The sequence below is a fragment of the Undibacterium sp. RuTC16W genome (assembly GCF_049339445.1).
Taxonomy (GTDB): Bacteria; Pseudomonadota; Gammaproteobacteria; order Burkholderiales; family Burkholderiaceae_D; genus Undibacterium.
On sequence record NZ_JBMPPE010000009.1, the window covers coordinates 82,612 to 94,726 of the forward strand.

Sequence of the window (12,115 nt, forward strand, 5' to 3'; positions counted from 1 at the left end):
AACTACTGTCACTATGAATGCACCATGAATCAGAACTCTCCACAATCTGAACCGAGTATTGTTACCGGAGAATCTGCTAAGTCTGTCTTGGCAGATAGGAGCATGGTGAAGAGAAATAAAATCCGCTTTATCTCTCGTTGCCTCTCACCCCTGGCTTTTATTCTGGTCGCCGTAGCGGGATTGGCGGGATGGATAGGTTGGACACAATCGGGCACGACCAGCTTATTCAATCTGATGCAAGTAATGATGGCGGGACAGCTCAGCTTTGCGGATGTCCGCGGTCACCTGATGAATGAGTTAACGATAGGTGAGTTACGTTATCAAACCGCGACAATTCATGTGAAAGCAGACGGTGCAAGCCTGCGCTGGCAACCATCAGCCCTTTTGTATGGAAAACTTGTTATACAAAATCTGCAAGTTGTCAGCTTGCAGATTGACACGCTAGAGGATAAAACACCGTCGAGTTTGCCAGCCAGTCTCAGCCCAGGCATTGATGTAACGCTGGATCAGGTGGCGATAGGACAAATCAAGCTCGCCAGTTTTGTTACAGACGGCAGTAAGATCAAGCGCACTCCCTTGACAACGTTGACGGGTGTTACGGGGCAACTGCACTCCGGTCAATTACAGCATCAAATACAAGCCAACCTCAAAACAGACTTTGGTCATGTCAGTGCTCGCATGACGATGGCGACACAGAGGCCATTTAAAACTCGGGCAGAGCTTGATTATCGTGGTCAGCCTGATATTGAATTGCCTGAGATCGGTGTCGTCGCCAATCTTTCTGGATCTTTGGAAGAGTTGTTGGTAGATGCGAGGGCGACATTAAGCCAGAAGACAGCGAGCGCTGAAACAAATGTAAATGCAACTGCAACTAAAGCTGTAGAGAAAGCGCAACCAGCGCCTGCCTTGCAAGGCGAACTAAAGGCGGTACTCACGCCCTTTGCCACGCAGCCAATGCGCAGTTTGCAAGCGACGATCTCTGGTTTAAATCCTGCAGAGTTTGTCGCACAGGCGCCTGTTGCTCATTTGAATATCAGCGCTGACATCCAACCTGTTGTCGTGTCGGCGACATCCATACCTACATCCGCATCTACACCCACATCCATATCCGCACTGAAAAAATCTGCCAGTACGACATCCGTCAGCTCGACGAGTTTGCATCTGGCTGGCAAGATGCAGATCGGTAATTCACAAGCCAGGCGTTTTGATCAAAACGGCTTGCCCTTCACGAAATTGACATCCGCAGTCGCCTGGAACGGCGATCACTTTTCACTGGATCAACTGCAGATGCAATTGGCGGGAAAAGGGCGGATTACCGGTTCAGGGATAGTGCAGTTACCTACAGGAGGCGCGCCTCTGGTTGATGCACGCTTTGATGTCGTAGACGTCGACCTGGCGCTGCTGGATCAACATATTCAGCCGACTCAGTTAAGAGGACGTATTCAGGCGCAATCGCGCCCGGATCATCAGATCAATTTTCAAACGCAATTGAGCGATCCGCGTGCCAGTCTGAATGCCGAGGCAAGTTATTTTCCAGGAGTAAAAGCACCGCCAGATACGGATGTAAAAAATGGTTTAGCTACAGTGCCGAAAAAAATCATGGCAACAGCAGAAAAAGCGGCATTGCTACGATTAACAAAATTCGATCTGACTTCAGCGGAGTCGCGTTTGCAAGCACAGGGCGAGATGAGTCTGAGCAATGTGATGCAATTTAATGTTAAAGGCAGCATGCAGCACCTTGATCCCGCTCGCTGGATCAGGACGCCCGCGGGGAATATTAATGCCGACTTTTCGGCTTCCGGTCATCTTCAGCCAAAACTCGATATTGAATTACAGTTACCCGCCTTGCAAGGGCAATACGCAGGGCAGAGCCTGAATGGCGCGATTGATGCGCGCTGGCAGCAAGATCTTGCCTTGAGCATTAAACAGCTCGATCTGCATTGGGGTAAAAATTCTATCAACGGACAAGGCGTCTGGGGGAACGATAAGGATCAATTGCAACTGACGATGGAGATGAGCGATCTGACCGCCATCTCGCCATGGTTGCCCGCACAACAGAGCTTGGCGGGCAATCTAAAAGCTCAGTTGCGTCTGCATGGAAAAATGACTGAACCTGCTGGAATGATCGATGTCAGCGCACAAAAGCTGCGCTTTGGTCAGCAATGGGAAGTCGATAGCGTACAGGCCAGGCTCGATTTGGCGCGTGGCATGCAGGGTGCTTTTGATGGCGATATTCAAGTCAAAAATTTGCACAGTGATCTTGTGCCTGTCAATACAACAGATGCGCTGAATGCGAATAAAAAAGCGGGTTTGCCAATCCTGGCGGAGCAAATCAGCTTGCTGCTGAAAGGTACACGCGAGGCACATACGATCAGCCTGAATACTCGCTTTACCAAAGCACGCAGTGTCAACATGCAAGCCACTGGTAGTCTGGGCGGCAAGGCAAATGCAGGTGAAAAATCTGCTGATAACGCTTTGCACTGGCAAGGACAAATTCTGAGTGCCGGTTTGACGGGTAAACCAGATCTCAATTTGCTTGCGCCAGTGAAATTGCGCGCCTCGGGTCAATCGCTGAGTGTGAGTGACCTGGCTTTAGCGGGATCGATTGGCCGTCTGGATGTCATGCAATTCGAGTGGTCGCCAGACGGTATCAAGACGCAAGGGAAGTGGGCTGCGATGAATGCCATTGCTTTGGCAAACCTGATTCGTCCGCAATATGCCGTCGAGGGAGATCTATTGCTTGATACGGCATGGAATCTGCAACTCAAAGATCACTTACAAGGGGAGTTGCACATGCAGCGCCAGAGCGGTGACGTGCGTATTAATGATGCTGACGGTACCGGTAAAGCGATTCCTTTAGGTATCCGTGATTTGCAAATGCATCTCGTCTCAGGTGGACTGCTTGCCGGCAGTGATGCTAACAAACTGGAGCTGAATGCCACTGCCGATGGCGCGCGACTAGGGCGCTGGCAATTGCAGGCTAACTCTGCCGTCAGCAAGCGATCCGGTAGCTGGGCTTTTGCTTCCGACGCCGCTCTTGCTGGTCAGGTCAAGGCAGATATTCCCGATGTGCAGTGGTTGGGGCCATGGATTAATCCCGGCCTGGCATTAAAAGGTAAATTGCTGATTGACGCGCAACTGGCCGGACAGATAAAGCAGCCTAAGTATCAGGCCAAGCTCAGCGGGCGTGAACTTGAAGTGGCGTTTGCATCTGAGGGCTTGCTCTTGCCCAATGGTGTGTTGGACGCGGTCATTGATGAAAGTCGTGTACGGTTGAATCGCCTTGAATTTTCGAATTCCGTATCGATGATGCCTCGTCATGCGCAATTTCAGGGAATCAACTGGATAGGACAAAAAGGTGAACTCAGTGCTAGCGGTGATATCGACATCCGTAATGAGAGCGGCAACATTCAGGCGAAGATGACGCAATTCCCGCTCTTGCAGCGAAATGACCGCTGGCTCGTGGTCAGTGGCGAGACAAATATCGTGAATATCAAAGACGTCTGGAACCTGACGGGTAAGCTTAAAGCCGACGGCGGATATTTTAAATTGCCCAAATTACCGCCACCGAGTTTGTCTGGCGATGTCGTCGTGATTCGCAGTAAAGATAAGGCAGCACAAGCCAAGGTCACAGAAGATGCCAATAAGAAAGCACTGAAGTCCCGGCTCGATATGAGTTTTGATATGGGACCCCGGTTTGTATTCGTTGGTCGTGGGCTAGATACGGCGCTGGCAGGCACCATACGCTTGCGCGCTGCGGATGGTAATCCTATGCAAGCTAGTGGCTCCATCAGTACGGTTGGCGGCGCTTATGAAGGCTATGGACAGCAATTGGCGATAGAGCGTGGCATTTTGAATTTTCAGGGACCGCCGGCGAATCCTGGTTTGAATATCCGTGCTTTGCGGCTGGGACTGGCGGTAGAGGCGGGCGTGGAAGTGGTCGGTACGGTTGCTGCGCCGCAAGTACGTCTGGTTTCTGAGCCCAGCGTGCCCGATGCCGAAAAGCTGTCATGGCTGGTCCTCGGCCGCGGCTCAGATCAGATCGCGGGTAATGATGCGTCCTTGCTGATGTCGGCAGCGAGCGCTATTTTCGGCGGAGATGGCAGCCGGAATATTCCACGGGATCTGGCGCATGGTCTGGGTTTTGACGAATTCTCAATGGGGACTGCGGATACCGGCAATGGCTCTAAGTTGCCCAGCCAGACAATTGCTGGCGCTACCTCCTTAGGATCAAGTTCGGGTGATCAGGTCGTTACCATCGGCAAGCGGCTGGCACCGGGAATTGTACTGTCAGTTGAGCGTGGTCTGTCCGATGCCAGTGGCGCAATTAAATTGAGTTGGCAACTGACCCGGCGTATCAGCATTATCGGCAGAACAGGTAATGAGTCCTCGGTCGATGCCTACTATACGTTTTCATTTAATTAGACCGTAATTCCCGACTTCGCTCAGTGATCCCGCTTATAATTTTATTTGCAATGCAATATCCGCTTGAAAATAGCGCTAAGGCAAACATTTGTAGGCCATATCAAGGAACTAAGCAGCAATTGGTGCATCATATAAAGTCATGAAAGAATTTTCCCTGAATATCCCCGCAGACAGATTTCCACGTGAGCCCGGCCAGTGGCGCTCCGTTAGCCTGGCCGCATTGGTACATGTGTTGCTGCTTACTTTTTTATGGGTCGGTGTGCAGTGGCAGAATAAAGAAACAATGGCAGTGGAAGCAGAAGTCTGGGACATGAGCACCAGAGATGCCGCACCTAAACCTGTGCCGGTAGAGCCCGCACCTGAACCTGAAAAGGTGGTAGCGGAGGAAAAAACCGTCGTAAAAGAGCCGCCGGTCGAAGATCCCGAGATCGCCTTGGCGCAAGAAAAAAAGCGTAAGCTCGCCGAACAGAAAAAACTCGAAGACCAGCAAAAAGCGGAGCGGGAAGAGGCCAGGCGCAAGCAAGAGCAAGAGTTGGCATTGAAAAAAGAAAAAGAGAAACTCGTTGAGCAAAAAATCAAAGCAGAGAAACTGGCGGCAGAAGACGCCGATAAGAAAAAACTTGCCGATAGCAAAAAGCAGCAAAATAAAGAGCAGCTTGCCAGAGAAAAAATGCGCGAAGAAGATATGCGGCGTTTGACCGGACAGGCAACTGCGATAGGCAGCGGCGGCACTGGTGATGCAGCCAAATCAACGGGGAATAATCGCGGCGATCCAAGTTATGCCGCACGTATTGGCACCAAAGTACGTTCGAATACCGTATTTAATGCCCCTGAAACGTCTGGTAACAATCCTACCGTGGAATACCGGATTGAGCTATTGCCCGACGGTTCTCTGCGTGGTCCAATACGAAAGTTAAAATCTTCAGGCGTTCCCGGATTTGATGAGGCGGTAGAAAAAGCGATTGAGAAATCTGCACCTTTCCCGAGAGATAAATCTGGTGAAGTGCCGCCAAGTATTGTGTACGTTCATAGAATGAAAGAATAAACCGGAATGAAGATAGCTTCCTTGATTAAAGTCTTAGGATTGAGCGCCACCTTGGCCGCTAACATGGTCTATGCGCAATTACGGGTTGAGGTATCTGGCGTTGGCTCCACGCAGATTCCGATTGCGATTGCGAGTTTTGCAGATGAAGCTTTAACACCCCAACAAATTACATCCATCATCAAAGACGACCTGACGCGCAGTGGTTATTTCCGCTTGATTGATGTTGGTACCGTCATCACAGAAACCAGCCCCGTCAATTTTGACAACTGGAAGTCGCGTGGCGCCGAGGCACTGGTTGTCGGTAGTGTACAGAAGCTGAGTGACGGTCGTTTTGATGTGCGCTATAAATTGCTGGATACCATCAAATCATCGACACTATCCGGGTTTGCAATGGCGACGCCGCCAGCCAATACACGCCTGACCGCACATAAAATCGCCGACGATATTTATGAAAAACTGATCGGTGTACGCGGTGCTTTTTCTACCCGTATTGCTTATGTGACTAAAGCCGGTAATGAATTCCGCCTGGAAGTAGCCGATGCCGATGGTGATGGGACTCAAGTCGCATTGCGCTCGAATGAGCCGATTATTTCACCAGCCTGGTCGCCTGACGGAACTAAAGTAGCCTATGTGTCCTTTGAGGCGAAGAAGCCGGTGATTTATGTGCAGAATCTGATCACGCGCGAGCGCACCGTGATTGCGAATTACAAAGGAAGTAACTCGGCACCGGCATGGTCACCGGATGGTAGCAAGCTGGCGATTTCATTATCCCGGGATGGCTTAACCCAGATTTATCAGGTGAATGCGAATGGCACGGGATTGCAGCGCTTGACGCAGACTAGCGGTATCGACACCGAGCCACAATTCTCTGCAGATGGACAATATATTTATTTTCTCAGTGATCGCAGCGGCGGCCCGCAAATTTATCGCACGAGTGCGGCGGGAGGTGATGCCAAGCGCGTGACTTTCGGTGGCAGTTATAATATTACTCCCAGGATATCGCCAGACGGGAAAACCCTGGCGTTTATTTCCCGGCGTGAAGGTAAGTTTCAGTTGTACTCACTAGATCTGGCCAGCGGCCAGGAGCAGCGTTTATCCGATACGGTCAAAGACGAATCACCAAGTTTTTCACCGAATGGCAGATACATCATGTACGCCACCGAATCCGGTCGCCGCGGTTCATTAGCGGTAGTCTCGGTCGATGGCAGAGTGAAGCAAAAATTGACGGTGCAAGCCGGAGATATTCGGGAGCCCACTTGGGGTCCCTTCATGAAGTAATTGTTTGATTACATTTTTACCGAAATTTCTAAGTTTTTTAGTTTACCAAAAGGAGAATTACATGCGCTCACCGATCAAATCCACCACCCTTGCATTGCTGTTGACCAGCATCGCTCTGATCACTGCTTGCAGTACACCGGTCAAACTCGAAGAGCCAGCAAAAGTGGAAGATAAGTCTGCAACTACCGCGGTACCAACAACACCGGATACCCGTACCGTCAGCACTGTTGACACAGGTTCTGTCGATCCTTTGAATGATCCAAAAGGTATCCTGGCAAAACGTAGCGTTTACTTTGACTATGACAGCTATGTTGTCAAAGACGAATACAAAGCACTGGTAGAAGCTCATGCTAAATACCTGGTGACAAACAAGGGCCGTAAAATTTTGATTCAAGGTAATACCGATGAACGCGGTGGTCGTGAATACAATCTGGCTCTCGGTCAAAAACGTGCTGAAGCTGTTCGTAAAGCACTGGCTCTGTTAGGCGTACCTGAGGCACAAGTTGAAGCGGTTTCTCTCGGTAAGGAAAAACCAAAAGCAACAGGTAGTGATGAAGCCTCATGGGCCGAGAATCGCCGTTCCGATATCGTTTATCAATAATCTGTGGCCGGGGATTGTCCGTAAAGAGTAATCCCCTATTATGTAGATGACGGCAATCAGATGAAATTCGCTTGCTCAAAATATCATCTGATTGCCTATGTAAAGTGCGTATTGCTTTCCCGTCTTTTGCTTCATTTCACTAACTTGCCAATCCCATGAAATTGTTTACTTTTCCCCAATCGATGCGGTTGATGACATGCACGATATTGCTGGCGTCTGTGTTGCCATTGAGTGCCTCTGCAGGCATTTTTGATGATGACGAAGCGCGCAAGGCGATACTGGATTTACGTGCCAAGGTCGATGCCGTCAGTACCAAGCTAGACAATAAACTGGATACGAAAGCCGATAAAAGCAGTGCATTGGAACTGGCAAATCAGATCGAGCAATTGCGCGGTGAGATTGCGAAATTGCGCGGTCAAATAGAGGTCTTGACCAATGATCTCGCCAATACGCAACGTCGTCAGCAAGATTTTTATGTCGATCTTGATAATCGCGTGCGCAAATTAGAACCGAAAAAAATGACGATCGATGGCAAAGAAGCGACCGTCGATATTGGCGAGCAACGTGCCTACGATGCTGCGCTGTCCTTGTTTAAAGCTGCCGATTATAAAAATGCGACTGCAGCATTTACCGCGTTCAATGTGAACTACCCACAGTCCGCTTATGCAGGCTCTGCGCAGTACTGGCTTGGTAATTCATGGTATGCACAACGTGACTGCAAAAATACGATTTCTTCTTTGCAGCAGTTAGTGAAGAACTACCCTGATCATCCTAAAGCCCCGGATGCAATGCTGAATATTGCGTCTTGTCAGCTTGAATTAAAAGACAAACCGGGTAGCAAAAAAACACTGGAAACAGTGATTGCACAGTACCCTGAGACCGATGCAGCACAAGCGGCAAAGAGTCGTCTGGCCGCCACAAAATAAGCCTGCGATCTGGAAGAACAGGCCTGCACTGGAAAAAATCCGGCAAGCTCGTTGACAGGGATTATGGAACATACTATAATTTCGTTCTTTCGGGTCGTTAGCTCAGCTGGTAGAGCAGCGGACTTTTAATCCGTTGGTCGCAGGTTCGAATCCCGCACGGCCTACCACGAAATTCGAAAGACTTAGGTGAAAATCTAAGTCTTTTTCATTTATAAGCAAGAGCGTTATTGAATTTGCATTCGTTTTTTTGCAGATCGCGCGTTGATTATAAACAGCAGTCTTTGGGTCGTTAGCTCAGCTGGTAGAGCAGCGGACTTTTAATCCGTTGGTCGCAGGTTCGAATCCCGCACGGCCTACCAAAGTTACTAGCAAATATAAGGATTCAGGTGTAAGCCTGAATCCTTTTTTGTTTTTTCTGATGCTGAGAAGTGTCTATACTTATTGCACTGTGCTTATTCCAGTGCGCTAGCCGCGCTATGATCCAATTCACCTATTCAAGGCAGCCTGATGAAGCATAAGCAGGATAAAAACAAACCTACTCCATTACCGAAGGCTGCCGATAAGCAAGAGCAGCATCATGAGATTCGTCCCGGTCAATCCATTGAGTTGCTCAAGGAGCTGCACATCCTGACGCGTGATGGCAAGATGAATCAGGACAGTCGCCGTAAATTGAAGCAGGTTTATCATCTGTATCAATTTATCGAACCTCTTTTACAGCAGTTGCGTGAGACTCACGCAGACCTGAGTCTGGTTGACCATGGCGCGGGCAAATCTTATCTCGGTTTTATTCTGTACGATCTGTTTTTTAAGGCAACAGCAGGTCAGGATTCTTCCCGTATTTATGGCATAGAGACGCGTGACGAGCTGGTTAGTAAATCGACAGAGCTCGCACAGCGCCTGGATTTCCCGGGAATGTCATTCCTGAGTTTATCTGTTGCAGAATCCATTCGCTCAACACAATTACCTGATCAGATTGATATTGTGACGGCTTTGCATGCCTGTAATACCGCGACTGATGATGCAATCGAATTTGGCTTAAAAAAGAAAGCAAAATTCATGGTGCTGGTTCCTTGCTGTCAGGCCGAAGTTGCGGCTGAATTGCGCAAACATAAAGCGGAGGCAGTCAGAGATAATCCCTTGTCGGAAATGTGGCGTCATCCTATCCATACGCGCGAATTCGGCAGCCAGATTACCAATGTATTACGCTGTTTGCAGCTTGAGGCGCACGGGTATCAGGTGCGTGTGACAGAGCTGGTTGGCTGGGAGCACTCGATGAAAAACGAGCTGATCATTGCTGAATATAAGGGCTTACCTGCGAAACGTCCTGCGGAGCGCCTGGCTGAAGTACTGAAAAGCACGGGGCTAGAATCTATGCGCGGGCGATTCTTCACTCCTGCATGAGGTCGCATAGACAATTTGTGTGCGTAGGTGCCGTCATTCTGACGTCATAAATAATGATTAATATCATTTATCAGAATAGTGAGTCGCCAGAGAGTCTCATCTGGCCATTCCCTTGATTGATGATGTGGTCCAATCAGTTTTTTGCTAAAAATTACTTGCTGCATGATGCATTTTGTATCGATACATCTAATTGGAGAATCGCAGTATGTTTGCAGCCGTTGATCTTGGTTCGAATAGTTTTCGCTTGCATATAGGGCGTCATGAAGGTGATGTGATTCGTGTCATCAAAAGTGCGCGTGACCCTATCCGGCTCGCAGCTGGCCTGGATAGTCAAGGCAACCTAACGGCGGCAGCGATTAAAAGCGCGGTTGATAGTCTGGCGCGTTTTAAACTCATCCTCGGTGAGTTTCCAATTGATGCGGTGCGGGTTGTCGCGACGAACACAATACGGATTGCCAAAAATGCGGGAGCCTTATTGCCCGCGGCTGAAGCGGCGATCGGTTATCCCATAGAAGTGATTTCAGGCGAGGAAGAGGGGCGTCTGATTTACATGGGGGTGTCTAATTCCATCGCAATTCCCGGAGAACGCCGCTTAGTCCTGGATATCGGCGGAGGCTCAACCGAGGTCATTCTCGGACGCGGACACGAGATCGTGAAAGTCGAATCCTTCAGTATCGGCACAGTCAAACATAGTTCTACTTTTTTCCCTGAAGGGAAAATTACTGAAACAGGTTTCGAAGCCGCCATCTTATCTGCACGATCCTTGTTTGAAGACGCAGCACCACCATATCAGCCTGAGCATTGGCGTAATGCCTATGGGTCGTCCGGAACGATACGTGCGATCTCGGATGCGCTCTCAAAAAACAGTCTCGGTGACGGCAGCATCACCTTGCAAAGCCTGACCACGCTAAAACAGTATTGCGTGCAATGCGGGCAGATCAGTCAGTTGGAATTAAACGGCATCAAACCAGAGCGCGTTGCAATGGTTGTCGGTGGACTGGCGATTTTAATCGGACTGCTGCAAGAATTTAATATTGATGTGCTTCGACCGATTGAAGCGGGTTTGCGTATGGGCGTGATGTGGGATTTGTATTTACGCTCAACCAAACGCGACCGGCGTGAGCAGGCAGTACATAATGCTGCGACTTTATTCCATGCTGATGTGACGCGTGCTAATCGCGTAGCCGATATGGTGAAGTCTTTATATGCGCAACTGAAACCTTCTTCTGATACCTATACCCGTCATCTGCACTGGAGTGCGATGCTGCATGAGATCGGCATGGTAGTGTCGCACACGGGTTACCACAAGCACGGTGCTTACATGATTGAGAATGCGGATATGGCCGGATTCACTACCCGTGAACAGCGCGTAATGAGCAAATTGATTCTGAGCCAAAAGGGTAATCTCAGAAAAATCAGCGATAGTTTTGCCGACCTTGATTTCGCCAAAGCGGTACTGGCGCTGCGTTTGTCCGTGACTTTTATGCACTCGCGGGTTGAGCTGGATTATGCTGATTTTCGTTTGAAAATGAAAAATAAAATCGAACTCGAAATTCGCCAGGACTGGGTGACTTTGCATCCGACAGTCGCATTCTGGCTGCAAAAAGAAATCGAATGCTGGCGTGAGGTCGGCGTCGAGTTTGTCGTGAAAGCAAATATCTAGTCCGGATTTTCCATTAGACCGCTTCGCTTCGTAAAAACCTAAGTGGCATACGGTGCTCGAAGGAATAATGTCATCGCGATGCGCAATTGCCGCTGTCCTAATGGAACATCCTGATCAATTTACTTTTATTTTTTCTGAAAATCGTGGCCCAGCAAACCGTAGTAGTGCATATCAACATAGCGTTGATTTTTCCATGCAACTTCTCTGCGACATCCCTCCAGTTGAAATCCTAGCTTCAGTAAAAGCTCGCTACTGGCCTTATTTGTGCTTTCAACTTCTGCTTCGACTCTGTGTAGTTGTCCTGCGCTAAATGCATGGGCTAGCATGGCGCGTAAGCATTCTTGCATCACGCCTTGACGCCAGTAATCGGGGTGCAGCCAATAGCCGAGGTCGGCATTATGATTGTCCTTATCCCACTCATACAAACCGCAAGCACCAATTAATTGATCTGGTATCCCGCATGGAGATATTGCCCACCAGCGGCCGGTTTGCTCAGTTTCTAAATGTCGGTACCACTCGATTTGCTCTTGTGTCGCAACCAGGCTGTCATAAGAAATACCATAATAAGCAATCACTTTTGGGTGAGATAGCCCTTTAAAAATATTGCCGATATCGTCTTGTACGATTTGCCTGAGAACAAAGCGCTGCGAACGCAATTCAGGGAAATGATTGTCAGATTTCTGTGATGTAGAAGTTGCCATGCCTGATCTTTAGTCGTGCTGTTTTTATGTATTTCTCAATCAGAGGATTTCATTTTTTACATAGTGTATCGATAT

The 12,115-nt window shown here is 49.0% G+C and carries 8 protein-coding genes and 2 tRNA genes; 9 read left to right on the top strand and 1 reads right to left on the bottom strand.

The window, feature by feature from the left end; all coding sequences use genetic code 11:
- Positions 1-24: 24 nt before the first annotated feature.
- The 9 genes from ACO0K4_RS16400 to ACO0K4_RS16440 all read left to right on the top strand — a co-directional run bounded on the left by ACO0K4_RS16400 (position 25) and on the right by ACO0K4_RS16440 (position 11,339).
- The gene (locus tag ACO0K4_RS16400; protein ID WP_422957735.1) at positions 25-4,425 is read left to right on the top strand and encodes a translocation/assembly module TamB domain-containing protein; all 4,401 of its coding nucleotides are present in this window, start codon (positions 25-27) and stop codon (positions 4,423-4,425) included.
- 139 nt (positions 4,426-4,564) lie between these two features.
- Positions 4,565-5,470 carry a cell envelope integrity protein TolA gene (gene tolA / locus ACO0K4_RS16405; RefSeq protein ID WP_422957736.1) on the top strand — a complete coding sequence of 302 codons (906 nt, stop codon included), beginning with the start codon at positions 4,565-4,567 and terminating at the stop codon, positions 5,468-5,470.
- A 6-nt stretch (positions 5,471-5,476) separates the two neighbouring features.
- Positions 5,477-6,748, top strand: a complete 1,272-nt coding sequence (gene tolB, locus ACO0K4_RS16410) for a Tol-Pal system beta propeller repeat protein TolB (RefSeq protein WP_422957737.1) — start codon at positions 5,477-5,479, stop codon at positions 6,746-6,748.
- 61 nt (positions 6,749-6,809) lie between these two features.
- A complete protein-coding gene (pal, locus tag ACO0K4_RS16415; protein ID WP_422957738.1) occupies positions 6,810-7,349 on the top strand; it encodes a peptidoglycan-associated lipoprotein Pal in 540 nt (179 codons plus the stop codon).
- 182 nt (positions 7,350-7,531) lie between these two features.
- Entirely contained in the window at positions 7,532-8,275 is a 744-nt protein-coding gene (gene ybgF, locus ACO0K4_RS16420) for a tol-pal system protein YbgF (RefSeq protein WP_422957814.1), read from the top strand.
- Positions 8,276-8,366: 91 nt separating this feature from the next.
- Positions 8,367-8,442: transfer RNA gene (locus ACO0K4_RS16425), tRNA-Lys, on the top strand.
- A 116-nt stretch (positions 8,443-8,558) separates the two neighbouring features.
- Positions 8,559-8,634 (top strand) — tRNA-Lys (locus ACO0K4_RS16430).
- A gap of 148 nt (positions 8,635-8,782) precedes the next feature.
- Positions 8,783-9,676 (top strand): class I SAM-dependent methyltransferase, encoded by an 894-nt coding sequence (locus ACO0K4_RS16435; RefSeq protein WP_422957739.1) that lies wholly within the window; start codon positions 8,783-8,785, stop codon positions 9,674-9,676.
- 205 nt (positions 9,677-9,881) lie between these two features.
- Entirely contained in the window at positions 9,882-11,339 is a 1,458-nt protein-coding gene (locus ACO0K4_RS16440) for a Ppx/GppA family phosphatase (protein WP_422957740.1), read from the top strand.
- 125 nt (positions 11,340-11,464) lie between these two features.
- Here ACO0K4_RS16440 and ACO0K4_RS16445 read toward each other — a convergent pair whose 3' ends face one another.
- Positions 11,465-12,040, bottom strand: a complete 576-nt coding sequence (locus ACO0K4_RS16445; protein WP_422957741.1) for a GNAT family N-acetyltransferase — start codon at positions 12,038-12,040, stop codon at positions 11,465-11,467.
- Positions 12,041-12,115: the final 75 nt, after the last annotated feature.

Excerpts from the sequence above, each read along its gene's own strand:
- ACO0K4_RS16400 (WP_422957735.1), top strand. The coding sequence starts at position 25 with ATGAATCAGAACTCTCCACAATCTGAACCGAGTATTGTTACCGGAGAA.
- tolA (WP_422957736.1), top strand. The coding sequence starts at position 4,565 with ATGAAAGAATTTTCCCTGAATATCCCCGCAGACAGATTTCCACGTGAG.
- tolB (WP_422957737.1), top strand. The coding sequence starts at position 5,477 with ATGAAGATAGCTTCCTTGATTAAAGTCTTAGGATTGAGCGCCACCTTG.
- pal (WP_422957738.1), top strand. The coding sequence starts at position 6,810 with ATGCGCTCACCGATCAAATCCACCACCCTTGCATTGCTGTTGACCAGC.
- ybgF (WP_422957814.1), top strand. The coding sequence starts at position 7,532 with ATGCGGTTGATGACATGCACGATATTGCTGGCGTCTGTGTTGCCATTG.
- ACO0K4_RS16435 (WP_422957739.1), top strand. The coding sequence starts at position 8,783 with ATGAAGCATAAGCAGGATAAAAACAAACCTACTCCATTACCGAAGGCT.
- ACO0K4_RS16440 (WP_422957740.1), top strand. The coding sequence starts at position 9,882 with ATGTTTGCAGCCGTTGATCTTGGTTCGAATAGTTTTCGCTTGCATATA.
- ACO0K4_RS16445 (WP_422957741.1), bottom strand. The coding sequence starts at position 12,040 with ATGGCAACTTCTACATCACAGAAATCTGACAATCATTTCCCTGAATTG.